This is a genomic window from Streptomyces gamaensis, assembly GCF_042656465.1.
GTDB lineage: Bacteria > Actinomycetota > Actinomycetes > Streptomycetales > Streptomycetaceae > Streptomyces > Streptomyces gamaensis.
Map to the genome: position 1 here is coordinate 539,518 of NZ_JBHSPB010000001.1, position 23,925 is coordinate 563,442.

The following is a 23,925-nucleotide window of genomic DNA, read 5'->3' on the forward strand; positions in this document are numbered from 1 at the left end:
GGGGGCAGGGCAGGCCGTGCGGGCCGGGGTCAGCCGCCGAGGCCGCTGACGGGCAGGCCCTTGGTGACGGGCAGTCCGCCGAGCAGGCCCGTGACGCCGCCGAGGCCCGCGTTGCCCTTGTTGTCGGCGGGGGCGGCGGGAGCCGCCGGGGCGGCGGGGGCGGTGGGGCTCGCGCCGGTGGCCGGAGCGTGCTCCGCCGGGTGCAGGAGGGAGGCGGCCTTCTCGGTGGGCAGGTGCGGGTTGACGGCCTTGTCGACGGCCTTGGCGGGCGAGTTGAGCATGCCCGAGCCGACCGCGTTGTTCGCGGCGTCGAGCACGGGCCCGCCGGCGGGGGCGAGCTTGGCGGCCTGGTGGACGGGCAGCCCCTTCGTCACACCGGCGGCGGTCTTGGTGACGGACTCCACGGCGCCCGTGGTGCCCAGGGCCGAGGCGCTGCCCGCGGCCGAGGCGGCGAAGGCGACACCGAGCGCGGCGGCCCCGAGGGTCTTGATGGTTCCGTGCTTCATCTGAATTCAGTCCTCGCGACGGGGAGTTTTCCGATACAAGCGGCACACTGCGACACAACCGGCAGCGGCTCTGCAACGTAGCCAGCGGTCCGGGGCCGCCGCAATCAATGACACGGCCGGGGCCGGGCCGGCCCCGGCCGTGTTCACGCTTTTCCCCGCGGATTCACCGTCAGTCGCGGCCGGGTTCCAAAGTGCTGGTCACAGCGGTCTCGGCGGTGGTCTGCCGGAACAGCCACTCGGACTTGAGCTCGGCGTAACCGGGCTTGATGACCTCGTTGATCATGGCGAGACGTTCATCAAACGGGATGAATGCGGATTTCATTCCGTTGACGGTGAACCATTGCATGTCGTCCAGCGTGTAGCCGAAAGCCTTGACCAGGTGCTCGAATTCACGGGTCATGCTGGTGCCGCTCATGAGCCGGTTGTCGGTGTTCACCGTGGCCCGGAAATGCAGCCGGCGCAGCAGGCCGATGGGGTGCTCCTCGTAGGAACTGGCCGCACCGGTCTGGAGGTTGGAGGTGGGGCACAGCTCCAGCGGGACGCGCTTGTCGCGCACGTAGGAGGCGAGCCGGCCGAGGCGGACGGTGCCGTCCTCGGTGACCTCGATGTCGTCGATGATGCGCACGCCGTGGCCGAGCCGGTCGGCGCCGCACCACTGCAGGGCCTGCCAGATCGAGGGCAGGCCGAAGGCCTCGCCGGCGTGGATGGTGAAGTGGTTGTTCTCGCGCTTGAGGTACTCGAAGGCGTCGAGGTGGCGGGTGGGCGGGAAGCCGGCCTCGGCGCCCGCGATGTCGAAGCCGACGACGCCCGAGTCGCGGTAGCGGTTGGCGAGTTCGGCGATCTCCAGGGCGCGGGCGGCGTGCCGCATGGCGGTCAGCAGGGCGCCGACGCGGATGCGGTGGCCGTTCTCGCGGGCCCGCCGTTCCCCTTCGCGGAAGCCCTCGTTGACGGCCTCGACGACCTCCTCCAGGGTCAGGCCGGCCTCCAGGTGCTGCTCGGGGGCGTAGCGGACCTCGGCGTAGACGACGCCGTCCTCGGCGAGGTCCTCGGCGCACTCGGCGGCGACCCGCACCAGCGCCTGGCGGGTCTGCATGACGGCGCAGGTGTGGGCGAAGGTCTCCAGATAGCGCTCCAGGGAACCGGAGTCGGCGGCCTCGCGGAACCAGACGCCGAGCTTGTCGGGGTCGGTCTCGGGAAGCTTGTCGTAGCCGACGGCACGGGCCAGGTCGACGACGGTGCCGGGGCGCAGGCCGCCGTCCAGGTGGTCGTGCAGCAGGACCTTGGGCGCACGGCGGATCTGTTCGGGAGTCGGTTGTACGGTCTCGCTCGTCATTGCCGCACTGTAGCTCCTACGCGCGTAGAGATGGCCGAACGATACGGAACGGTGACCCGTACGCGGGGTGGACACCGGGCGGCGTTCTGCCATCGTTTCTGCCATGTCTCAGCAAGCGTCATCGCAGCGGGACCCGCAGGGCACGCGTTCCCCCGGACAGGCCGCCGCGCCGCGTCTCGGCAAGCCGCTCGGCGCCGGGCGCGCGGTGCACGGCGTCGCCCTGTTGCTCCCCGGCGGCCGGGCCTTCGGCACGCGCCGTCCCTCGGCGTTCGCGTACGCCGCGCAGCGTCCGCTCGCCCGCCGGCTGGCGCGCGCGGGTGCCCCGGAGGGGCTGGCCGTGCACGTCCTGCGCTACCGCTGCCGGGGCTGGAACGGTTCGGCGGCCCACCCGGTGCGGGACACGGCCTGGGCCACGGACGAGGTGGTGCGGCGCTACGGGGACGTACCCGTGTGCCTGGTGGGTACGGGCATGGGCGCGCGGGCCGCGCTGCGCGCCGCCGGGCATCCGGCCGTCACCGCGGTCCTGGCCCTGGCGCCCTGGCTGCCGGAGCCGGAGGCGATCACCGACCCGGATCCGGTACGGCAGCTGACGGGGCGTCGGGTGCTGCTCGTGCACGGCACCGACGACGCGCGGACCGACCCGGACCTGTCGTTCCGGCTCGCTGAGCGGGCGAAGAAGGTCAACCGCGACGTGTGCCGCTTCGAAGTGCACTCCGACGGGCACTCCCTGGCCCAGCACCGCGGCGAAGTCCTCGCGCTCGCGTCCGACTTCGTGCTCGGCTCGCTCTTCGCCCGGCACTACGCGCGCCCGGTGGCCGACGCGCTGGCGGCTCCCCCGCCGCTGGGGCTGCGGATGCCGCTGGCGGCGGGGTTCGGGGCGACCCTGGAGTGACGCCGGGAGGGTCCGCCGCCCCATGCCCCCTCAGCGCGGCAGGAGTTGCCCCCGCCGCGACAGCAGGAACCGTTTGAAGGCCGCCACCGGCGGGGTGTCCGGGTGCCCCTCGCGCCAGGCGACACCGATCTCGCGGAAGGCGCGCGGGGCGGTGACCGTCAGCTCGACGACGCCGGGCCGGGGGACGGCCGGCGGGGGCAGCAGGGCGACGCCCAGACCCGCCGCGACGAGTCCGCGCAGCGTCTCGGCCTCCTCGCCCTCGAAGGCGACCCTCGGGGTGAATCCGGCCTCCGCGCACACCGCGTCGGTGATGCGGCGCAGCCCGTAGCCGGGTTCGAGGGTGACGAACCACTCCCCCGCCGCCTCCGCCAGCCGTACCCGTCTGCGGGCGGCGAGCGGGTGGTCCTCGGGGACGACCAGGCGCAGCTTCTGCTCGTCGAGGCGGCGCGCGACCAGGTCCGGTTCGTCCGGCACCGGCGAGGTCAGGCACAGGTCGAGCTCGCCCGCGCGCAGCCGTTCCAGCATGGACTCGCCGTAGTTCTGCACGAGTTGGAAGCGGATGCGGGGGTGGTCGGCGCGGAAGGCGCGGATGAGTTCGGGTACGGTCTCGGAGCCCATGGTGTGCAGGAAGCCGAAGGCGACCTTGCCGGAGGCCGGGTCGGCGTCGGCGCGTACGGACTCGGCGGCGCGGTCGACCTCGGCGAGGGCGCGTTCGACGGAGGCGAGGAAGGTGCGTCCGGCGGCGGTGAGCGCGACGCCCCGGCCGTGCCGGGCGAACAGGGCGACGCCCAGGTCGGCTTCGAGCCGGGCGAGCGAGCGGCTGAGGGTGGACTGCGGGGCCCCGAGCCGGTGCGCGGCGCGCGTGACGTGCTCGTGGCGGGCCGCGGCGACGAAGTGGGCGAGGCGCGGGGTGAGCGTGGCGGCCCAGGAGTCGGCCTCGATGTCGACTGTTGCCTGGATGTCTTTTTCGTTGCCAAGCGGTGACAAGGGCCCTCCCGACCAGGTTTTATGCACCAGGGGATCGATTATCGCCATTCTGTGCATTGGACGCATCAGAGGCCGGAGCCTACGGTCGTCCCATGCCTCCTGCCGATACCGGGGCATCCACCGCCACCGCGCGCGTGGGTGCCTCCGCCCCGTCGTCCCCGAACTCCTCCACGACTCCCGCCGCGGCCTCCCCGGCCGGTGCGGACGAGCGCAAACTGGCCCCGGGCGGGCCCGGTTACCGCAGGGCGAGCCTCGCGCTCTTCGCCGCCGGCGTGGCCACCTTCGCCCTGCTGTACTCGACGCAGGCCCTGCTTCCCGCGATCTGTCACGGCCTGGGGGTCACCGCGGACCGGGCGAGCTGGACGGTCTCGGCCGCGACCGGCGGACTCGCCGTCGCCGTCGTCCCGCTCAGCGCGCTGTCCGAGCGCTTCGGCCGGCGGACGATGATGACGGTCTCGCTGTGCGTGGCCGCGTTCGTGGCCCTGCTGGTGCCGCTGGCCCCGGACCTGGGCTGGCTGGTGGCGCTGCGCGCCGTGCAGGGTGCGGCGCTGGCGGGGGTGCCCGCCTCGGCGATGGCGTATCTGGCCGAGGAGGTCCGGGCCAAGGCGCTGATCGGGGCGATCGGCCTGTTCGTCGCGGGCAACAGCCTGGGCGGGATGACCGGGCGGATCGTCGCGGGCTGGGTCTCGCAGGCGTGGGGCTGGCGGGCCGGGCTCGCGGCGGTCGGGGCGCTGGCCGTGGTGTGCGCGGTGGTCTTCCGGCTGCTGATCCCCCGGGCGCGGCACTTCTCGCCGGCGTCGGTGGCGCCGCGCGCCCTGGCCCGTACGGTGGCCGGTCATCTGCGGGATCCGCTGCTGCTGCGGCTGTACGCGATCGGCGCGCTGTTCATGACGGTGTTCGGCGCGGTGTACACGGTGATCGGTTTCCGGCTCGCGGCGCAGCCGTTCTCGCTGCCGCAGGGTGTCGTCGGTTCGGTGTTCCTGGTCTATCTGGTGGGTACGGCGTCCTCGGCGGCGGCCGGGAAGCTGGTGGGCCGACTGGGCCGGCGCGGCGCGCTGTATCTGGCGATGGGCACGACGACGGCGGGTCTGCTGCTGTCGCTGCTGGATTCGCTGACGGCGGTGCTGGTGGGGCTGATCCTGATCACCGCCGGGTTCTTCGCGGGCCACGCGGTGGCCTCGTCCTCGGTGAGCCGGGCCGCGACGACGGGCCGCGCGCAGGCGTCGGCGCTCTATCAGAGCTGCTACTACCTGGGCAGTTCGCTCGGCGGCGCGGTCGGCGCGCTGGCGTTCCGGGCGGCGGGCTGGGACGGCGCGGTGGTGCTGGGGCTGCTGGCGATGGTGGCGGCCTCCTCGATCACGCTGTACGCCACGCGCAAGGCGCTCGTGGAGCGCCGCCTGGCGGCCCGCGCGTAGCGCGCGGGAAGCCCGAACAAGCCCGAAGGGGCCGTCCCACCACCTGTCCGCTGGTGGGGCGGCCCCTTCGCCGTGTCCGGTTCGCCGTGTCCGGACGGTCCGTCAGGCGATGCGGTCCAGGACGATCGGGTTCGGCGTGAAGTCCGTGCCCTCGGGGGCGATGGTCACGCCGCCCTCCAGCGCGGCGAGCGCGTAGTCGAACTTCTCCGGGGTGTCGGTGTGCAGGGTCAGCAGCGGCTGCCCGGCCACGACCCGCTCGCCCGGCTTGGCGTGCATCTCGATGCCCGCGCCGGCCTGCACCGGGTCCTCCTTGCGGGCGCGGCCCGCGCCCAGGCGCCAGGCGGAGACGCCGACGGCGTAGGCGTCGAGCCCGGTGAGGACGCCGGAGGCGGAGGCGGTGACGACGTGCTGCTCGCGGGCGACCGGCAGCTTGGCGTCCGGGTCGCCGCCCTGGGCGATGATCATGCGGCGCCAGTGGTCCATCGCGGAGCCGTCGGCCAGGGCCCTGGCCGGGTCGGCGTCGGGCAGGCCGGCGGCGGTGAGCATCTCGCGGGCGAGGGCGACGGTCAGCTCGACGACGTCGGCGGGGCCGCCGCCGGCGAGGACCTCGACGGACTCGCGGACCTCCAGGGCGTTGCCCGCGGTCAGGCCGAGCGGGGTGGACATGTCGGTGAGCAGCGCGACGGTCTTCACGCCGTGGTCGGTGCCCAGGCCGACCATGGTGGAGGCGAGTTCGCGGGCGTCCTCGATGTTCTTCATGAACGCGCCGGAGCCGACCTTGACGTCGAGGACGAGCGAGCCCGTGCCCTCGGCGATCTTCTTCGACATGATCGAGGAGGCGATGAGCGGGATGGCCTCGACGGTGCCGGTGACGTCGCGCAGCGCGTAGAGCTTCTTGTCGGCGGGGGCGAGCCCGTCGCCGGCGGCGCAGATGACCGCGCCGACCTCGCGCAGGACGTCCATCATCTCGTCGTTGGAGAGCAGGGCGCGCCAGCCGGGGATGGACTCCATCTTGTCGAGCGTGCCGCCGGTGTGGCCGAGGCCGCGGCCGGAGAGCTGCGGGACGGCCGCGCCGCAGGCCGCGACGAGCGGGGCCAGCGGCAGCGTGATCTTGTCGCCGACACCGCCGGTGGAGTGCTTGTCCGAGGTGGGCCTCGGCAGCGAGGAGAAGTCCATGCGCTCGCCGGACTTGATCATCGCGGCGGTCCAGCGGGCGATCTCCGCACGGTCCATGCCGTTGAGCAGGATGGCCATGGCGAGTGCGGACATCTGCTCGTCGGCGACCTCACCGCGCGTGTACGCGTCGATGATCCAGTCGATCTGCTCGTCGGTCAGACGACCGCGGTCGCGCTTGGCGCGGATCACGGAAATGGCGTCCATCAGCACATTTTCCTTAATGTCGTGCGTCCTCAAGCTTCCCGCCGGGGCGGAAAGTGACCCGGACGGGGGCGGAAACGTATCGGCTTCCCCGTCCGGCGCTTGAGGACATCTTCAACGATTCAGGTCAGCGGGCCCAAACGCGTCCGGCAGGAGCTCCGCCAGCGGACGGACACCGGTGGTCGTGTCCACGGCGAGCTCCGGCCCTCCGTGCTCCCACAGCAGCTGCCGGCAGCGGCCGCAGGGCATGAGGACGTTGCCGTTGCGGTCGCAGCAGGTGAACGCGGTCAGCCGGCCGCCGCCGCCCGCGACGAGCGCGGAGACCAGTCCGCACTCGGCGCACAGGGCGACACCGTAGGCGGCGTTCTCCACATTGCAGCCGGTGACGGTGCGGCCGTCGTCGACGAGGGCGGCGGCGCCGACGGGGAAGCGCGAGTACGGGGCGTAGGCCCGGGACATCGCGTCCCGGGCCCGCGCGCGCAGCTCCTCCCAGTCGGCCGGGGCGGCCTGTTCGGGGGAAGCGGTCACTTGGCCTGTCCCTTCCGGTAGGGCTTGCCGTTCGCCTTGGGCATCCGCAGGCGTTGCGCGGACACCGACAGGACGAGCAGCGTGGCGACGTACGGGGTGGCGTCGACGAACTCGCGGGGCACGGCGTCCGTCAGCCCGTACCAGACGATCAGTACGGCGGCGATCGCGCCACCGGTGAGCGCGGCGGTGCGCCTGCCGCCGCGCAGCCGCCACAGCGCGAAGCCGATCAGCAGGAGCGCGACGAGCAGCAGCAGCGCGTGCACGGTGGGGCCGCCGGAGCGCAGCTGGAGGCTGTCCATGAAGCCGAACAGGCCCGCGCTCATCGCGACGCCGCCCGGCCGCCAGTTGCCGGAGATCATGGTGGCGAGGCCGATGTAGCCGCGGCCGCCGGTCTGCCCGTCGGAGTACATGTGGGTGCCGATGGCCAGGAAGGCGCCGCCGAGGCCGGCCAGCGCGCCGGAGACGATCACGGCCGCGTACTTGTAGGTGTAGACGTTCACGCCGAGGGATTCGGCGGCCACCGGGCTCTCGCCGCACGAGCGCAGCCGCAGGCCGAAGGGCGAGCGCCACAGCACGAAGAAGGTGACGACGAACAGCAGCGCCGCGACGATCGTCAGGTAGGAGACGTTCGTGACCAGGCCGCGCAGCATGCCGGCGAGGTCGGAGACGAGGAACCAGTGGTGCTTCTCGACCGAGCCGAGCCAGCCGCCGACGCCGGGGACCGAGAAGTCGGGCATGTTCTCCATGACGGGCGACTGCTTGTCGTTGCCGCCGGCCTTCTGCGCCGCGCTGCCCTCCGCGCCGAACCACAGCTTGGCGAGGTACTGGGTGGTGCCGAGCGCCAGGATGTTCATGGCCACGCCGGAGATGATGTGGTCGGCGCCGAAGGTGACGGTGGCGACGGCGTGCACGAGGCCGCCGAGCGCGCCGCCGATCAGTCCGGCGAGGGCCGCGGCCCACGGGCCGTGCTGCCAGCCGATCCAGCCCGCGCAGAAGGTGCCGAGCATCATCATGCCTTCGAGGCCGATGTTGACCACGCCGGAGCGTTCGGCCCACAGTCCGCCGAGGCCGGCGAGGCCGATCGGCACGGCGGCGGCGAGCGCGGAGCCGAACTGCCCCGAGGACGTCAGGTCGTTGGCGCCGGTCAGCGCGCGCAGCGCGGACAGCAGGAGAATTCCGCCCGCGATGATCAGCAGGACGGCCGGGTAGGACAGCCGGCGGCGTCCGGTCGTGCCGGTGCCGCCGCGCAGGGCCTTGGCGAGGGCGCCGGTGAAGGGGGTGCTCACGCGGAAACCTCCGCCTTGTCGCTCGTGCGGGCCTGGGCGGCGAGTTCCTCGCCGACCTTGCGCTGCTGGGTCTTGAGGCCGTAGCGGCGCACGATCTCGTAGGCGATGACGACGCACAGGACGATGACGCCCTGGATCATGCCGACGATCTCCTGCGCGTAGCCCTCGAATTCGAGCTGGGTGCCGGTGCGGTCGAGGAACGCCCACAGCAGGGCACCGAGCGCCATCCCCACGGGGTGGTTGCGGCCGAGGAGGGCGATGGCGATGCCGGTGAAGCCGATGCCGGTGGGGAAGTCGGTGCCGTAGTTGTACGAGACGCCGAGCAGGGTCGGCATGCCGACGAGTCCGGCGACGGCCCCGGAGAGCAGCATCGAGGTGATCACCATGCGCTTGACGCTCACGCCGCCGGCCTGCGCGGCGCTCTCGGAGCGGCCGACGGTGCGCAGGTCGAAGCCGAAGCGGGTGCGGCCGAGGACGAACCAGTAGGCGAGCCCGGCGAGGGCGGCGATCACCACGAAGCCGTAGACCGGCTTGGGCGTGGTCGGGAACTCGAAGAAGTGGGCGGAGTCCGGCAGATACGGCGTGTGGATGAGGTTGCCCTCCTTCTTCGCCAGCCGTCCTTCCTGGAGGAAGTAGCCGATCACGGAGGCGCCGATGGCGTTCAGCATGATCGTGGAGATGACCTCGCTGACGCCGCGCGTGGTCTTGAGGATGCCGGCGATACCGGCCCAGACCGCGCCGACGAGCATCGCGACGAGGATGATCAGCGGGATCTGGACGATGCCCGGCAGGGTCAGCGCCCCGCCGACGACCGCGGCGAAGAAGGCCGCGATGCGGTACTGGCCGTCCACCCCGATGTTGAACAGGTTCATCCGGAACCCGATGGCGACGGCGAGGGCCGAAAGGTAGTACGGCGTCGCCTTGTTGATGATCCAGACCTGGCTGTCGCTCTTGGAGCCGAAGTCCACCATCACCTGGTAGGCGTGCAGCGGGTCGTTGCCCGCCGCGGCGATGATGACCGAGGTGATGGCGATCGCGGCGACGATCGCGAGCAGCGGCGCGGCGACCGCGAGGATCACCTTGTCCTTGTCGAACGAGCGGGGGGAGAGGCTCACTTGGTCTCGCCCCCGTCCGCGCTGCCGGAGCCGTTCGCGTCCTCGACGTGCTCCAGGTGGCCCGTAGCGGCACCGGTCATGGCCGAGCCCAACTCCTCGGGGGTGATCGTGGCGGGGTCCGCGTCGGCGACGAGCCGGCCGCGGAACATCACCCGCAGGGTGTCGGAGAGCCCGATGAGCTCGTCCAGGTCGGCGGAGATCAGCAGCACCGCGAGGCCCTCACGGCGGGCCTCGCGGATCTGGTCCCAGATCTGGGCCTGCGCGCCGACGTCCACGCCCCGGGTGGGGTGCGCGGCGATCAGCAGCTTGGGCTTGTGGCTCATCTCCCGTCCGACGATGAGCTTTTGCTGGTTGCCACCGGACAGCGAGGCCGCGGTGACCTCGATGCCGGGGGTGCGCACGTCGTACTCGCGCACGATGCGCTCGGTGTCGGCGCGGGCGGCCTTGAGGTCCAGCAGGACGCCCTTGCTGTTGGGCCGCTCGGTGACGTGCCCGAGGATGCGGTTCTCCCACAGCGGGGCCTCCAGCAGCAGGCCGTGCCGGTGGCGGTCCTCGGGGATGTAGCCGATGCCGTCCTCGCGCCGCTTGCGGGTGGGGACGCGGCTGATGTCCTGCCCGTCGAGGGCGACCGTGCCTCCGTCGACCTCGCGCATCCCCATGACCGCTTCGACGAGTTCGGCCTGGCCGTTGCCCTCCACGCCCGCGATGCCGAGGACTTCGCCCTTGTGGATGGTGAAGGAGATGCCGTCGAGCACGGCCCGGACGACGCCGTCGGGGTCGGTGGCCGACAGGTGCAGTCCGTCGACGTCGAGCATGGGGGTGTCGGTGACGGTGGACTCGCGGGTCTCCGGCGAGGGCAGTTCCTCGCCGACCATCAGCTCGGCGAGCTGCTTGGGGGTGGTCTCGCTCGGCACGGCGGTGCCGACGGTGGTGCCGCGCCGGATGACGGTGATGTCGTCGGCGACGGAGAGGACCTCGCCCAGCTTGTGCGAGATGAAGATGACGGTCAGGCCCTCGGCCTTGAGCTCGCGCAGGTTGTCGAAGAGCGCGTCGACCTCCTGCGGGACGAGCACGGCGGTCGGCTCGTCGAGGATGAGCGTACGGGCGCCCCGGTAGAGGACCTTGAGGATCTCCACGCGCTGCCGGTCGGCGACACCGAGGTCCTCGACGAGGACGTCGGGGCGCACACCCAGCCCGTACGCGTCGGAGATCTCCTTGATCCTGGCCCGCGCCCTGCCCGCGATGCCGTGCAGCTTCTCGGCGCCCAGGACGACGTTCTCCAGGACGGTGAGGTTGTCGGCGAGCATGAAGTGCTGGTGCACCATGCCGATGCCGCGCGCGATGGCGTCGGCGGGGGTGTGCAGGGAGACCTGTTCCCCGTCGAGGGTGATGGTGCCCTCGTCCGGCTTCTGCATGCCGTAGAGGATCTTCATCAGGGTGGACTTGCCGGCGCCGTTCTCGCCGCACAGGGCGTGGACGGTGCCGCGGCGGACCGTGAGGTGGATGTCGTGGTTGGCCACGACGCCGGGAAACCGCTTGGTGATGCCCTTGAGCTCTACGGCCGGGGCGGCACGGTCGCTACCGGCGGCGCTGTCGGTACTGCTGGACGCTTTGATGGCGCACTCTCCTCGGGGGAAGGGAGCGGGGGGCCGGGGCCGGGGGCCGGACTCCGGCGGGGCGGGTCGACGCTGTCGCGTCAACGGGGCGCTACGCGCGTAGCGTTGTGGCTCGTACGCGCAGTTCGGGCCCGGCGGGAAAGGGAACTCCCTGCCCCGCCGGGCCCACGGCGTCAGGGGCCGGCGCCGGGCGCCGGCCCCGCGAGGTTCAGGAGTTCGGGCTGTCCTTGACCTTGACCTGGCCGTCCACGATCTTCTTCTTGGCTTCCTCGATCTTCGGCTTGATGTCGTCGATGAAGCCGCCCGAGGTGGCCAGCGAGACGCCGCCGTCCTTGAGCAGGTACTTGTGCTCGCCGGTGAGCGGCTTGCCGTCCTTGACGCTCTTGATCAGGTCGAAGACCGCGACGTCCACGTTCTTGACCACCGAGGTCAGGATGGAGTTCTTGTACTTCTCCAGGCCCGGCTGCTGGTACTGGTCGGAGTCGACACCGATGGCCCAGGTGCCCGGCTTGCCGGCGATGGCCTCGATGGAGCCGTTGCCGGACAGGCCGGCGGCCGTGTAGATGACGTCGACATCCGCGTCGAGCATGCCCTTGGCCTTGTCCTTCGCGGACGCCGGGTCGTTGAAGCCCTTGTCGGAGTTCGACAGGTACTGCGCGGTGACCTCGGCCTTCGGGTCGGTGTCCTTGACGCCCTGGATGAAGCCCGCCTCAAACTTCTGGATGAGCGCGTTCTGCACGCCGCCGATGAAACCGACCTTGTGCGTCTTGGACTTGAGGGCGGCGGCCACACCCGCGAGGTAGGAGCCCTCGTGCTCGCCGAAGGTGATGCTGTCCACGTTCGGGCCCGGGGCGACCGAGTCGACGACCGCGAAGGTCGTCTTCGGGAACTCCTTGGCCACCTTCTCGATGGACTTGGAGTAGTTGAAGCCGACGCCGATGACCGGGTTGTAGCCCTTGTCCGCGAGCGAGCTGAGGCGCTGCTCGCGCTCCGCCTCGGTCTCGCCGTTCTTCGCGGTCATCATCTTGCTCTTGACGCCGAGTTCCTTCTCCGCCCTGTCCAGGCCGCGGGCCGCGGACTCGTTGAAGGAGTGGTCGTCCCGGCCGCCGACGTCGAAGGCCAGACCGACCCCCTTGTCACCGCCGCCGGACTCGGTGGAGGATTCGCCGCAGGCGGTGAGGGAGAAAGCGAGAGCCGCGGTTGCGACACCCGCAGCGGTGATGGTGGATACCCGGCGCACGAAGGGGCCCCTTCAGCTCGAAGCGCCTCCGTCGGCGCTGTTTTCGCAGGGATCGTAACGCGCGTAGAAGGAGATAAAAGGGGTGCTTCGAAGCCGTTATCGGATAGTAGCGAAGCACCCTTGCAACTGGTTTTTCTTGTATGAAGCTCCCAACTCGCGCGTAACTTGTGCGGGGCGCCCCACGGGGGCTCAGCGGAGCGCGGCGTCGAGCAGCGCCGCGGCCGTGAACAGCTCGACGCCGACGGCGATCGCGCCCTCGTCGACGTCGAAGTCCCCGCAGTGCAGATCGCGGCGGGCGGTGTCACCGACGGGGCGCACACCGAGCCGGGCCATGGCGCCGGGCACATGCTCCAGGTACCAGGAGAAGTCCTCGCCGCCGAGGGACTGCTCGGTGTCCTCCACCGAGTACGGGCCGCGGCGGGCGGTCATCGCGGAGCCCAGGAGCCCGGCGACCTCCGCGTCGTTCATCACCGGCGGCACCCCGCGCATGTAGTTGATCTCCGACTTGGCCCGGTGCAGGGCGGCGACCTCATCGATCGCGGCGTGCACCAGGTCGGGGGCGTCCCGCCAGGCCGCGAGGTCCAGGCAGCGGACGGTGCCGGAGAGTTCGGCGTGCTGCGGGATGACATTGCACGCGTGGCCGGCCTCGATCCGGCCCCAGGTCAGGGAGAGCCCGGAGCGGGCGTCGACGCGGCGGGCGAGGACGGCCGGCACGTCGGCGGCGACCCGCGCCGCGGCGGTGACGAGGTCGGTGGTGAAGTGCGGGCGGGCGGTGTGCCCGCCCGGGCCCTCCAGGGAGACCTCCAGCCGGTCGCACGCGGAAGTGATCGCGCCGGAGCGCAGACCGATCCGCCCCACCTCGACCTTGGGGTCGCAGTGCACGGCGACGATCCGGCCCACGCCCTCCAGCGCGCCGCACTCGATGGCGTCGAGCGCGCCGCCGGGCAGCACCTCCTCGGCGGGCTGGAAGATCAGCCGCACCGGCCGCGGCAACAGGCCCTGTTCGGCGAGGCGGGCGAGGACGAGCCCGGTGCCCAGGACGACGGTGGTGTGCACGTCGTGGCCGCAGGCGTGGGCCATCTTCGGCACGGTCGAGCGGTACGGGACCGTCTTGGTGTCCGGGATGGGCAGCGCGTCGAGGTCGGCGCGGAAGGCGAGCATCCCGCGCGGGAGCGCGCCCCGCCCGGACCGGTCCGGGGTGACGCCGGTGCGCCGACCGGTGCTGGAGTGAGGGGTGTTGACGGTCTCGCCCATCTGATCGGCGCTCGTACCGATGTCGCAGAACAGGCCCGTGCCCGTGGAGAGCAGACGGGGGGTGAGCCCGGCCTTCTGAAGCCTCGCCCGGACCGCCTCGGTGGTGCGGAACTCCCGGTTGCCGAGCTCGGGGTGCATGTGCAAGTCCCGGCGGAACGCGATGAGTTCGGCACACAGCTCGATGGGGAGCTCCCCCGGCAGCTCGCCGTCGATGCCGACGGCAGCCGGCCGGTCCGTCGCTGGGTGGGGGGCGGTCTCGGGGTCGCAAGGCATCAGATGGTTCACCCTGCGAAGAGTAGAGCCACGATGCGGGCAACTACCCCCGGATCAAGAAAAGTTCAGCCGCATGGATTGCTCCGGTGGAGGGTATGACCAGTCTTTACGCCGTACGGCGCTGGTAGGGGCGTGGCCGGAAGACGCCGGATGTCCCGTGCGATGTTCGTCACCTCGCTGAGGAAGCCGGCCGCGCGGGGCGAGGCGCCCTCGGCGAACCACTCGGGGTCGATGCCGCACACGGCGACCTCGACGCCGGTGCCGGCGAGCGCGAGCGGCAGGGTGTGCACGACGGTCGAGGGGAAGCTGAGGACCGTACGGCCGATGGGCCCGCGCCGGGCGATCAGCTCCAGGGGCAGTTCGGGGCGGACGACCTCCAGGCCGAGCCGGGCGGCGACGCGGTGCAGTTTGCCGGCGGACTCGCGGCGGTGCGCGAAGTAGCGGGTGGCGCCGTGCTCGCGGGCGAGGGCCGCGACGGCGTCGAGATAGCGCTCGGGGTCGACGACGCCGGTCTCCACGAGGGAGGTGCCGACGAGATCGGTGCCGCGCGCGATGCGGGGCGGGCCGAAGCGGGCCCGGGTCCAGGCGAAGTCGTTGTACAGCAGCCGCACGCCGGGCGGCGGCTCGACGGGCATCGAGGTGAACACCGTGACGCTCCGGCGGTCGTTCGGGGTGAGCATACGGCGGGCCGAGGCGGACACGGGCGCGAAGGCCAGGTCGCGCGCCCCTCGGTGGCCCTGGCGGTGCCAGCGCACGAGGCGCTCGCCACGGCCGAGTTGGGCCAGGAACTCCAGGGTGGCGGTACCGTCGTCGACGACGACGAGCTCCCGGGCGCGGGTGATCGTGAGCAGCAGCTGCACGTAGCGGGAGAAGGGGTCACCGATCACCACACGGTGCGCCCGGCGCAACGGCCCGGCGAGCCCGCCGACGGTGTGCACAGGCGCCCCCGGCCCGCCCCGGGCCTCCTCCCAGCGCAGCCGGAAGCCCTGGCCATGGGCGAGTTCGGCCATGCGGCGCAGCTGGCCGCGGGTCATGGGGTCGTGCGGGGCGAGCACGACGACGAGAAGGCCGGGGGCGCCGTCGGGGGCGGCGAAGTGGGGGCCGTGGGCGCGGGTTTCGGCGCTGCCGTCGGCGGGGGGTTCGGCGCGGACGGCGCCGGGGGCGCCCGGGTCGTCCCGGCGGGCCCTGGCGGGATCACGGCCGTCGCGACCGGACCCGGGCGCGGCCGACTGGAGCCGGGAGGCGAAGTCGGCTCCGCTGGCGGCCGGTTCGGCGGCACGGGGGTCGCCGGGGTCCCACCCGCACCCCGCGACGCCCCGGTCTCCGGGATCGCCCGGAGCGGGGTCCCGGTGGGCGGGCTGGTGGGGGACGCCGCTTCGCAGGGGTGGCGGTACGGGGCCCGTCGGGGCTGTACGGCGCCAAGGGCCCCGGGGTTCCGCGGAGTTGTCGCGTGCGGCGCCGGTCGCCACCGCGTGGGCCCACTCCAGCACGTTGAGCAGTTGCACCGGGCTCTCCACGAAGGCGAGGGTGTGCGCGGGGGTGCGCAGGGGGGCCGCCGTCGGGGCCGGGCCGTCGGGAGGTTCCTCGACCGGGGTCACCGCGGGTGCCCGTCAGACCGTGACGGGTTCGCGGTCACGGGACGTTCCGGCCCCGGCGATCACCCCGGGCACCCGGCGCAGCTTCCGCATCGGCCCGAGCTCGCTGTCGTAGACCCGCTTGATCCCGTCGCCCAGGGCCTCCTCGACGACACGGATGTCGCGCACGAGCCGCTGGAGTCCGCCGGGTTCGACGGACGCGGCCTGGTCGGAGCCCCACATCGCGCGGTCGAGGGTGATGTGCCGTTCCACGAAGCACGCGCCGAGGGCGACGGCGGCGAGGGTGGTCTGCAGACCGGTCTCGTGGCCGGAGTAGCCGATGGGCACGTTGGGGTACTCGGCCTGAAGCGTGTGGATCACCCGCAGGTTGAGCTCGGCGGCTCTGGCCGGATAGGTCGAAGTGGCGTGGCACAGCAGGATGTTCTCGCTGCCGAGGACCTCGACGGCGTGCCGGATCTGCTGCGGGGTGGACATGCCGGTGGAGAGCACGACGGTGCGGCCGGTGGCGCGCAGGGCGCGCAGGAGTTCGTCGTCGGTGAGCGAGGCGGAGGCCACCTTGTGGGCGGCGACGTCGAAGGTCTCCAGGAAGGCGACGGACGCGGTGTCCCAGGGCGAGGCGAACCAGGCGATGCCGCGCTGCCGGCAGTGCGCGTCGATCGCGCGGTACTCGTCCTCGCCGAACTCGACGCGGTGCCGGTAGTCGATGTAGCGCATCCGGCCCCAGGGGGTGTCGCGTTCGACGTCCCACTGGTCGCGGGGGGTGCAGTGTTCGGGGGTGCGCTTCTGGAACTTCACGGCGTCGCAGCCGGCGTCGGCGGCGGCGTCGACGAGGGCGCGGGCGGTATCGAGGTCGCCGTTGTGGTTGATGCCGATCTCGCCGGTGACGTAGACGGGCCGGCCCGGTCCGACGGTGCGGGTGCCGAGGGTGCGCAGACGGGGGGAGTGCGGGCTCATCCGGGGCGGTTCCTCAGGGTCTCGGGGGCGTGGGGCCGGGGGTGTTGTGGGGTCGACGGGTCAGGGGGTCAGGGACGGGCCGAGCAGCCATCCGGCGATCTCGCGGAGGGCGCCGGCGCCGCCCGGCGCGGAGGTCACGGCGCGGGCCGCGCCGCGTACGGCGTCGTGCGCGCCGGCGACCGCGACGGGCCAGCCGACGAGGCCGAAGCAGGGCAGGTCGTTGACGTCGTTGCCGACGTACAGCACCCGGTCGGGGGCGATGCCGTGCTCCTCGCACCACTGCTTGAGGGCACGGTCCTTGCGGTCGACGCCGTGCAGCGTCTCGACGCCCAGCTTGCGGCCGCGTGCGGCGACGACCGGGTTGGTCTCGGTGGACAGGATCAGCAGCGCGAGCCCGGCCCGGCGCAGGGCGGCGATGCCGAGGCCGTCGCCCCGGTGCACGGCGACGAGTTCGCGCCCCTCGGCGTCGATCAGTACGCGGTCGTCGGTCTGGGTGCCGTCGAAGTCGGCGACGACGGCGTCGATGTCCTCGGGTCCGGGCAGGTCACGGGGGTGCGGCCCGTCGAGCAGCGGAGCGAGCGCGCGGGCGCGGGCCAGTTCGTGCGGATCGTCGATCTCCAGCACTCGCGCGGGGTCGGTGGGCACGATCACGGTCCGCCCGAAGAACCGGTGCCGGACGGACCGGAACCCGTCGGCCCGCATGGCGTAGGCGGCCCCGGTCTCCAGCAGCTCCCGGGGACGGTCCTGGCGGCGGGGGCGATGACGGGGGTCGTGGTTGACGCCGCCGGCCCGGGCGGGGGAATCCGCCCACGGTTCCAGCCCATCGCCGGAACCGGCGACAGCCACCGTCTCCCGCCACACGAACCCGTGGAACGGCACCGCCGTCAGCGCGCTGTCCGCGTCGTTCTCGACGACGGCGGAGGCGACGCCGTCGATGTCCTCGCTGGTGAGGAAAGGGCTGGTGCACTGCACGAGGAGTACGGCCTCGGCGCGGGTGCCGCCCATGGCCTCGTGGGCGTCCATCGCGTGCAGGACCGCCGCCTCGCTGCTCGCGCCGTCGCCCGCGAGCGCGGCGGGCCGCTGGACGACGACCGCCCCGGCGCCGCGCGCGACGGCCGCGACGCCGGGGTCGTCCGTGGAGACGACCACGTCCGTGACCAGGCGTGCGGCGCGGCACGCGCGGACGGCGCGGGCGACGAGCGGGATGCCGCCGACGGCGGCGAGGTTCTTGCCGGGTACGCCCTTGGAGCCGCCGCGTGCGGGGATCACGGCGAGCACACTGACGGGAGGCCGGGGTGTCACAGCTCCCCCAGCCTGCGCACGAGGGGGGCCACGCGCTGCGCGCCGTGCCGGTACGCGCCGCGCGCGGCCTCGCGCAGGAGGCGGTGGGCGGTGCGGCGCAGGGTGCCGTCTCCCGGTGGCCGGGCGGCGCGTCCGGGGAGGGGGCGGCCGCCGGGGTCGAGGCCGTGGCGGGCGAGGACGGCGGGCAGATAGCCGGGGGCGGTGGCGGCCGTGTAGTAGGGGGCGAGCGGCGGGAGCGCGGGGCGTGCCGCGAGTGCGGCGACGCGGTGGCGCGCGGCGGTGAACAGGTCGCCGCCGGAGCCGAGTTGGGCGTCCGTCCACTCCGGGTCCGCCTTCGGTTCGTACCCCGTGTCCAGCTGGTCCCAGGAGGCCAGGCAGCCCGAGCCGAGGAAGTGGTGGTTGCCGAGTGCTTCGCGGATGCCGAGGTCGGTGAGGACGGCGACGGGGATCGCGCGGTGCAGGGCCTCCAGGGCCGCCGTGGAGCTGACGGTGACGAGCAGGTCGGTACGGTCGAGGGTTTCGCCCATGGGCCCGTACACCAGACGGCAGTTGGCGGGCAGTCCGCCCGGCACCCGGGCGGCCAGCTTCTGGTACGGCAGTGCCTCGATGTGCGTGGTGTGTTCTCCGGGCTTGCTGCGGAGTTTGACGAGGACCTCGCGCCGGGGGTGCAGCCGGGCGTGCTGTACGGCGCGGCCGAGGAGGTAGCGGCGTTCGGCGCGGCTGTCCGGTACGGAGGGCTGTGCGGCGAACACCACGGTGTACGGCCGTACTTGGCGGCCCGGCGCGGCCGGTGCCCCCTCCCCCAGGAACGGCAGTGCCCATTCGGTCACGCAGGACGCGTCCGCCCCCGCGCCCTCGTACACGGCACGGAACCGTCCGGCGTCCTCGGGGGAGTTGGCGAGGACGACGTCGGCCCCGTGCCGCAGCAGCAGCCCGTCGGAGAGCTTTTCGTAGACGACGCCGACGTAGCCGGTGACGACGACGGGCCGCCGGTCCGTACCTGTCCAGGCGTGGGCGAGCCCGTGCAGGACGGCCTGGACGGTGCCGCCCACGCACGCGAGGACGAGCACGTCGTAGCGGTCCCGTCCGGCCGTGCCGGTGAACTCGACGGCCGTGACCTCGCGCAGGCTCTCCGCGCGCACCCCGACCTCGGCGAGCTGCCGGCGCGTGGGCGTGGCCCGGCCGCGCAGCAGCAGGCCGTGGAGCCGGCCGGTGGGGGCCAGCCGGCGGGCGGTGAGGGCGCCCCATTTCCAGCGGGTGTCGGAGTCGGCGAGGACGGCGACGCGCGGTGCGTGGCCGACGCTTTCCGGGGCGGGCGGCGGGGCCGCAGTGGAGGGCTCTGATGGCACGCCGTCGACGATAGGAATTCCTTCCGCTTCGTTGCCCAACTCGGGCGCAACAAGCGGTGAACAGCACACCGACGGTCGGCGAATCGGCTGCCGGGCGGGGCGGGTTCATCATTCCGCCGTGTTTCGTTCACCTCCGCGCCGGACACCGGTCAGGACGCATGCCGGGCCGCCGCCTAAGGTCACCGGCGTGGTCAAGCTCTCCGTCGTCGTGCCGTTCTTCAACGTACGCCCTTACGCACCCGACACTTTGCGCTCGCTGGCCGCGAACAGCCGCCGCGACATCGAATTCCTGCTCGTGGACGACGGCTCGACGGACGGTACGTCGGAACTCCTGGACCGTGCCGCGCGGGAACTGCCCGGGGCCGTGCTGCTGCGTCACGAGCGCAACGCGGGGCTGTCCGTGGCCCGCAACGCGGGGCTGGAGGCGGCGCGCGGCGAGTACGTGACGTTCCTCGACGGGGACGACTGGCTCGCGCCCGGCTACTGCACGCGGCTTCTGGCCGCCGCCGAGTCTTTGGGCGTCGACTTCGTGCGTACCGACCATGTGCGGTGCACGGGCCGTACGCGCACCGTGCAGCGGGTCCCGGTCGGCCCGCGCGGCACGGTGCTGGAGCCGCGCGGCGCGATCCTGCCGGCCGGGCGCTCGACGTCCGTGGACTACGCGTACTCCTGGGCGGGCGTCTACCACCGCCGTCTCCTGGACGCCGGACTGCTGCACTTCAACCCCCGTCTGCGGACGGCCGAGGACCGTCCGTGGATCTGGCGGCTGCACCGCGAGGCCCGTACGTTCGCGGCCGTCGGTCTTCTCGGGGTGTTCTACCGGCGGGGTGTCGCGACGTCCCTCACGCGGATCGGCGACGAGCGCCAGCTCGATTTCCTGCCCGCCTTCGACCAGGTCGTCGAGGAAACCTCGCGCGATACGGACGCGGAACTGCTGTTGCCGAAGGCCGTGCGCACGTATTGCGCCATCATTTCCCACCACTTGGGTTCCGTCGGGCGGTGCGAGCCGGCCGTGGCCCGCGCTTTGCGGTCGGAAAGCGCGCGGGCCCTGCGCCGATTGCCGCGCGCTCTCGTGAAGGAAGCCGTCGATTCCATGGACGTCGGCCGTGCGTTCAGACTGCGCCGCCTCCGTCTGCTGCGGCCCGCGCTTCCCTGGGCGGCCGTCTGATGCCGACGGAGAGCTCCCCCCGTACGCACGTCTTCCTCGTCTCCACCCTGTACGGCACCGCGACGCTGGCGGCCGCCCTGGACGCGGGCTGTTTCCCGGACGCGGAGCGCCGGCTGCTGCTCGTCGCGAACACCTCCGCCGTCCCGGAGGCGGCCCCGCCCCTCGACGAGGCGCCCGGTTTCGAGCGGCTGCACACCCGCTTCGACGGCGTCCTCGGGTGGAACGCGGCCGTCGCCCCGTGCCACCCGGGCGGCTGGCAGCCCAGACCGGACGATGTACCGCTGTGGGAGCGGCACTTGAGGCTGCTGTGGGGTCTGGGGGACGCGCGGGTGACGCTCGTCGTCGAGTCCTTGCAGGTGCCCCCGGCGCTCGCGCTCGCGCAGGTCTTCGCCGACGCGGACCTGGAGGTCTACGCGGACGGGCTGATGAGCTACGGGCCGACCCGCGTGCGGCTCGATCCGCTGATCGGGGTCCGGGTGCGCCGCCTGCTGTACCCGGATCTCGTGCCGGGCCTCGCGCCGCTGCTGCTCGCGGAGTTCGGGACCGTACGCGAGACCGTGCCGGCCGAGGCGATGACGAAGGTCCTGGCCGAACTCGCCGACGCCGCACCCCTGACGGGGGTCCCCGAGGGGTCGGCGCTGCTGCTCGGCCAGTACCTGTCGGCCCTCGGCATCCTGACGGCGGAGGAGGAAGAGGGGCTGCACGTGGCACTGGTGCGGGGGGCGGCGGCGCGCGGTCACCGCTCGCTGGTGTTCAAACCGCACCCGTCGGCTCCGGCGGCCTGGACGCGTACGCTCTCCGCCGAAGCGGAGGCGCTCGGCGCCGAGTTGACGGTGCTGGACGCGCCCGTGCTCGCCGAGGCGGTCTTCCAGCAGGCCCGCCCGGCCCTGGTGGCCGGCTGTTTCTCGACGGCGCTGCTGACGGCGCGCACCCTGTACGGGCTGCCGGTGGCCCGTACGGGCACGCGGCTGGTGCTGGAGCGGCTCAGTCCGTACCAGAACAGCAACCGGGTGCCGGTCGTGCTCGTCGACGCGCTCGTGCCGGACCTGGACGAGGACGCCCCGGACGAAGTCCCGCCGGGAGGCGAGGAGTTGTGCGGGCTGCTGGCCGCTGTGGGCTTCACGATGCAGCCGGGTCTGCTGCCGGAGTGGCGGCGGGCCGCGGAGCGCCATCTCGCCGGGCACCTGACGCCCGGCACGCGTCACCGCTTCTCCCGCCGCCGTCTGACGGTGCTCGGCCTTCCGGGCGGTGTGCTTCCCCCGCCGCTCGCCCGCCTGCCGCGGCACCCGGCGCTGCGGCAGGCGGCTCGGTACGTACGGGCGCTGAAGCGGCGGCTCGCGCGGCGGCTGACGCCCGTACGCACCGAGCCCTGACCGAACCCTGACCGCCGAACCGCCTGCCGGGGAGGGCTACTTGACGGAGGGTCCGGCCAGCGTCGCCTCGATGCCCGCGACGACGGCGCGCAGCCCGGCCTCGTAGCCCGCCTCCATGTCGACGAAGAGCTCGCGCCCGGACTCGATCGCCAGCGGGTATCCGGCGAGCAGCTCGGCCCGCCGGTCCTGGTCGTAGACGGGGTCGGGGTCGCCGCCGGGTTCGGGCCGGACGGACTGCTCCTCGATGACGTGGCCGAGGGTGTAGGCGTAGACGGTGAACCAGGCGCGGGCGGCGGCGCGCGGGGTCATCCCGGCCGCGACGCCCGCGCCGAGGAGGTGCTCCAGGACCGCCGCGTAGCCGGTGCCCGTGTAGCGGGTGCCGCCGAAGACCTTGGCGCCGTCGCGGTAGCCGAGCAGGTACCGCCGCAGCACGCGGGCGTGTTCGGCCATGCGTTCCTGCCATGCGGCGCCGGGGGCGGCGGCCGCGAAGGAGTCCGCCATGCGGCGGAACATCTCCGTGGCCATCTCGTCCAGCAGCTCCTGCTTGTTCTTGAAGTGCCAGTACAGGGCGGGCGCGCGGACGCCCAGCTCCCCCGCGATCAGGCGGAGCGTCAGCCCTTCCAGGCCCACGTCGTTCAGCAGCCGCAGTGCGGTGTCGGCGACCTTCGCCCGGTCGATTCTCGTACCCACCTTGACAGCTTAACGCTGTTCAGTTCACGCTGGGGGCATGTTCGACTTAACAACGTTAAGGATTCTCTCGGAGGAGGCTCCCAGCCGATGAACACCGACGCACTGACGGACACCGGGACCGTGCCGACGACCCCCGGCGTACCGATGGACACCGACGTACTGATCTGCGGCGCGGGCCCCACCGGCCTCGTGCTCGCCGCCGACCTCGCCCGCCGCGGCGTCCCCCACCGGATCGTCGAGCGCGACGCGCGCGGCTTCCCCGGCTCGCGCGGCGTCGCGATCCAGCCGCGCTCCCAGGAGGTCTTCGACGACCTCGGCGCCATCGAGGCGCTGCGCGCGGCGGGCGGCCGCTGCCCGCCGGTCCAGATCTGGCACGGCCCGCAGCGCGTGCGCGAGCGCGAACTGGTCGTACGGGCGGACCCCACGCCCCACGTGCCGTACGCCGAGCCGCTCATGGTGCCGCAGTGGCGCACCGTGGAGGTGCTGTACGCGCGCCTCGAAGAGCTGGGCGGCGACGTGGAGTTCGGCAAGGAGCTGACGGGCCTCGCGCAGGACGCGGACGGCGTCACGGCCACGCTGCGGCACGCCGACGGCACCACCGAGACCGTCCGGGCCCGCTATCTGGTCGGCGCCGACGGCGGCCGGGGCGCGACGCGCGGACTCCTGGGCGTCCCCTTCCGGCGGGGACCCGTCCACGAACGCACGGCCCTCATAGCCGACTTGGTGATGGAGGAGGGCAGCGACACCGAACTCGACCGCGAGCACTGGCACATGTGGCCGGAGTCCGAGGACGGCTTCCTGGCGCTGCGCAGGCTGGAGCACACGGAGCTGCTGCAGATGATCGCCGGCGTCGCGGAGGGCGAGGATCCAGACGCCGCAGACCCCGAGGAGATCACGCGGATCCTCCGCCGCCGCACCGGACTGCCGGGGCCGCGCGTGCGCGAGGTGCGCTGGTCGTCGCTGTGGCGGGCCAAGGCCGCCATGGCCGAACGCTTCCGCGAGGGACGGGTCTTCCTCGCGGGCGACGCCGCGCACATCCACCCGCCGTCCGGCGGCCAGGGCCTGAACACGAGCGTCCAGGACGCCTACAACCTGGGCTGGAAACTGGGCGCGGTCCTGCGGCATGGCGCGCCCGACGCGCTGCTCGACACCTACGACAGCGAACGGGTACGGGTCGCCGCCGGCATCCTCGACCTCGCCCACCGCACCGCCGGCAGCGACCTGGCCCAGGCCGCCGACGGGCTCAGCAAACGCGGCCCCGACACCCTTCAGCTCGGCATCGCCTACCCCGACAGCCCCCTCACCCGCGAACGGCGCGCGCACGTGCCCGAGGGCGCCCTGCGCGCGGGCGACCGGGCACCGGACGCGCCCTGCACGGACCGTACGGGCCGGACCGTACGCCTCTTCGACGCCTTCCGGGGGCCGCACTTCACGCTGCTCGCGCTGACGGGCGCCCCGGTCGAGGCGCCGCCGCAGGAGTGGGTGCGTACGTACCGTATCGGCGGTACGGACCCGGACCTGCTCGATACGGACGGGTACGCGAAGGCCGCGTACGGCAGCGGGCTGTTCCTGATCCGGCCGGACGGCCATGTGGGACTGGCGACGGACGATCCGGCGGACGTCCCGGATTATCTGCGGGCGGTCGGGGGTTGAACGTGCGTCGCCCCTCTCC

General features: G+C 72.9%; 20 protein-coding genes. 5 read left to right on the forward strand and 15 right to left on the reverse strand.

The genetic code is table 11. The features are described 5' to 3' along the window. Positions 1 to 29: 29 nt before the first annotated feature. Together ACFP1Z_RS02425 and ACFP1Z_RS02430 are read right to left on the reverse strand one after the other, a co-directional pair. On the reverse strand, positions 30 to 506 hold the full coding sequence (locus ACFP1Z_RS02425; protein WP_390314021.1) for a hypothetical protein: 477 nt from the start codon (positions 504 to 506) through the stop codon (positions 30 to 32). Positions 507 to 675: 169 nt separating this feature from the next. Then, a complete protein-coding gene (locus tag ACFP1Z_RS02430) occupies positions 676 to 1,839 on the reverse strand; it encodes an adenosine deaminase (RefSeq protein ID WP_390314022.1) in 1,164 nt (387 codons plus the stop codon). A gap of 103 nt (positions 1,840 to 1,942) precedes the next feature. Between ACFP1Z_RS02430 and ACFP1Z_RS02435 the strand changes: the two genes are divergently transcribed. After that, complete coding sequence (locus tag ACFP1Z_RS02435; protein WP_390314023.1) at positions 1,943 to 2,731, forward strand: alpha/beta hydrolase; 789 nt, start codon at positions 1,943 to 1,945, stop codon at positions 2,729 to 2,731. 30 nt (positions 2,732 to 2,761) lie between these two features. On the opposite strand, the gene ACFP1Z_RS02440 is transcribed toward ACFP1Z_RS02435, so the two are convergent. After that, positions 2,762 to 3,766 carry a LysR family transcriptional regulator gene (locus ACFP1Z_RS02440; protein WP_390314024.1) on the reverse strand — a complete coding sequence of 335 codons (1,005 nt, stop codon included), beginning with the start codon at positions 3,764 to 3,766 and terminating at the stop codon, positions 2,762 to 2,764. A 44-nt stretch (positions 3,767 to 3,810) separates the two neighbouring features. Here ACFP1Z_RS02440 and ACFP1Z_RS02445 point away from each other — a divergent pair, with 44 nt between their 5' ends. Next, entirely contained in the window at positions 3,811 to 5,133 is a 1,323-nt protein-coding gene (locus ACFP1Z_RS02445; RefSeq protein WP_390314025.1) for an MFS transporter, read from the forward strand. A 102-nt stretch (positions 5,134 to 5,235) separates the two neighbouring features. Here ACFP1Z_RS02445 and ACFP1Z_RS02450 read toward each other — a convergent pair whose 3' ends face one another. From ACFP1Z_RS02450 to ACFP1Z_RS02500, 11 genes are all read right to left on the reverse strand, one after another. After that, a complete protein-coding gene (locus ACFP1Z_RS02450; RefSeq protein ID WP_390314026.1) occupies positions 5,236 to 6,513 on the reverse strand; it encodes a thymidine phosphorylase in 1,278 nt (425 codons plus the stop codon). 111 nt (positions 6,514 to 6,624) lie between these two features. After that, positions 6,625 to 7,038 carry a cytidine deaminase gene (locus ACFP1Z_RS02455; protein ID WP_390314027.1) on the reverse strand — a complete coding sequence of 138 codons (414 nt, stop codon included), beginning with the start codon at positions 7,036 to 7,038 and terminating at the stop codon, positions 6,625 to 6,627. Continuing rightward, positions 7,035 to 8,324: an ABC transporter permease gene (locus ACFP1Z_RS02460; RefSeq protein WP_390314028.1), complete on the reverse strand. Its 1,290-nt coding sequence runs from the start codon at positions 8,322 to 8,324 to the stop codon at positions 7,035 to 7,037. The genes ACFP1Z_RS02455 and ACFP1Z_RS02460 overlap by 4 nt, the downstream gene beginning before the upstream one ends. After that, the gene (locus ACFP1Z_RS02465; RefSeq protein WP_390314029.1) at positions 8,321 to 9,439 is read right to left on the reverse strand and encodes an ABC transporter permease; all 1,119 of its coding nucleotides are present in this window, start codon (positions 9,437 to 9,439) and stop codon (positions 8,321 to 8,323) included. Before ACFP1Z_RS02465 ends, ACFP1Z_RS02460 begins: the two co-directional genes overlap by 4 nt. Beyond that, positions 9,436 to 11,055 carry an ABC transporter ATP-binding protein gene (locus ACFP1Z_RS02470; RefSeq protein WP_390314100.1) on the reverse strand — a complete coding sequence of 540 codons (1,620 nt, stop codon included), beginning with the start codon at positions 11,053 to 11,055 and terminating at the stop codon, positions 9,436 to 9,438. The genes ACFP1Z_RS02465 and ACFP1Z_RS02470 overlap by 4 nt, the downstream gene beginning before the upstream one ends. Positions 11,056 to 11,263: 208 nt before the next feature. After that, positions 11,264 to 12,295, reverse strand: a complete 1,032-nt coding sequence (locus ACFP1Z_RS02475) for a BMP family lipoprotein (protein ID WP_390314030.1) — start codon at positions 12,293 to 12,295, stop codon at positions 11,264 to 11,266. 189 nt (positions 12,296 to 12,484) lie between these two features. Next, positions 12,485 to 13,822 (reverse strand): amidohydrolase, encoded by a 1,338-nt coding sequence (locus ACFP1Z_RS02480; protein ID WP_390314101.1) that lies wholly within the window; start codon positions 13,820 to 13,822, stop codon positions 12,485 to 12,487. Positions 13,823 to 13,887: 65 nt separating this feature from the next. Next, positions 13,888 to 15,204 (reverse strand): hypothetical protein, encoded by a 1,317-nt coding sequence (locus tag ACFP1Z_RS02485; protein ID WP_390314102.1) that lies wholly within the window; start codon positions 15,202 to 15,204, stop codon positions 13,888 to 13,890. A 228-nt stretch (positions 15,205 to 15,432) separates the two neighbouring features. Further along, positions 15,433 to 16,371, reverse strand: a complete 939-nt coding sequence (locus tag ACFP1Z_RS02490) for an N-acetylneuraminate synthase family protein (protein ID WP_390314031.1) — start codon at positions 16,369 to 16,371, stop codon at positions 15,433 to 15,435. A 60-nt stretch (positions 16,372 to 16,431) separates the two neighbouring features. After that, positions 16,432 to 17,649 (reverse strand): cytidylyltransferase domain-containing protein, encoded by a 1,218-nt coding sequence (locus ACFP1Z_RS02495; protein WP_390314103.1) that lies wholly within the window; start codon positions 17,647 to 17,649, stop codon positions 16,432 to 16,434. Positions 17,650 to 17,669: 20 nt separating this feature from the next. Next, a complete protein-coding gene (locus ACFP1Z_RS02500) occupies positions 17,670 to 19,022 on the reverse strand; it encodes a DUF6716 putative glycosyltransferase (protein ID WP_390314032.1) in 1,353 nt (450 codons plus the stop codon). A 187-nt stretch (positions 19,023 to 19,209) separates the two neighbouring features. Here ACFP1Z_RS02500 and ACFP1Z_RS02505 point away from each other — a divergent pair, with 187 nt between their 5' ends. Then, positions 19,210 to 20,190: a glycosyltransferase family 2 protein gene (locus ACFP1Z_RS02505; protein ID WP_390314033.1), complete on the forward strand. Its 981-nt coding sequence runs from the start codon at positions 19,210 to 19,212 to the stop codon at positions 20,188 to 20,190. Continuing rightward, entirely contained in the window at positions 20,190 to 21,563 is a 1,374-nt protein-coding gene (locus ACFP1Z_RS02510; protein WP_390314034.1) for a polysialyltransferase family glycosyltransferase, read from the forward strand. Before ACFP1Z_RS02505 ends, ACFP1Z_RS02510 begins: the two co-directional genes overlap by 1 nt. Positions 21,564 to 21,599: 36 nt before the next feature. Here the strand turns inward: ACFP1Z_RS02510 and ACFP1Z_RS02515 are convergent, their stop codons facing one another. Continuing rightward, positions 21,600 to 22,253, reverse strand: coding sequence for a TetR/AcrR family transcriptional regulator C-terminal domain-containing protein (locus ACFP1Z_RS02515; protein WP_390314035.1), 654 nt, complete (start codon positions 22,251 to 22,253; stop codon positions 21,600 to 21,602). An 87-nt stretch (positions 22,254 to 22,340) separates the two neighbouring features. On the opposite strand from ACFP1Z_RS02515, the gene ACFP1Z_RS02520 reads away from it, so the two are divergent. Next, the gene (locus ACFP1Z_RS02520) at positions 22,341 to 23,906 is read left to right on the forward strand and encodes an FAD-dependent monooxygenase (RefSeq protein WP_390314036.1); all 1,566 of its coding nucleotides are present in this window, start codon (positions 22,341 to 22,343) and stop codon (positions 23,904 to 23,906) included. Positions 23,907 to 23,925 lie beyond the last annotated feature (19 nt).

Excerpts from the sequence above, each read along its gene's own strand:
- ACFP1Z_RS02425 (WP_390314021.1), bottom strand. The coding sequence starts at position 506 with ATGAAGCACGGAACCATCAAGACCCTCGGGGCCGCCGCGCTCGGTGTC.
- ACFP1Z_RS02430 (WP_390314022.1), bottom strand. The coding sequence starts at position 1,839 with ATGACGAGCGAGACCGTACAACCGACTCCCGAACAGATCCGCCGTGCG.
- ACFP1Z_RS02435 (WP_390314023.1), top strand. The coding sequence starts at position 1,943 with ATGTCTCAGCAAGCGTCATCGCAGCGGGACCCGCAGGGCACGCGTTCC.
- ACFP1Z_RS02440 (WP_390314024.1), bottom strand. The coding sequence starts at position 3,766 with ATGGCGATAATCGATCCCCTGGTGCATAAAACCTGGTCGGGAGGGCCC.
- ACFP1Z_RS02445 (WP_390314025.1), top strand. The coding sequence starts at position 3,811 with ATGCCTCCTGCCGATACCGGGGCATCCACCGCCACCGCGCGCGTGGGT.
- ACFP1Z_RS02450 (WP_390314026.1), bottom strand. The coding sequence starts at position 6,513 with ATGGACGCCATTTCCGTGATCCGCGCCAAGCGCGACCGCGGTCGTCTG.
- ACFP1Z_RS02480 (WP_390314101.1), bottom strand. The coding sequence starts at position 13,822 with ATGCCTTGCGACCCCGAGACCGCCCCCCACCCAGCGACGGACCGGCCG.
- ACFP1Z_RS02490 (WP_390314031.1), bottom strand. The coding sequence starts at position 16,371 with ATGAGCCCGCACTCCCCCCGTCTGCGCACCCTCGGCACCCGCACCGTC.
- ACFP1Z_RS02510 (WP_390314034.1), top strand. The coding sequence starts at position 20,190 with ATGCCGACGGAGAGCTCCCCCCGTACGCACGTCTTCCTCGTCTCCACC.
- ACFP1Z_RS02520 (WP_390314036.1), top strand. The coding sequence starts at position 22,341 with ATGAACACCGACGCACTGACGGACACCGGGACCGTGCCGACGACCCCC.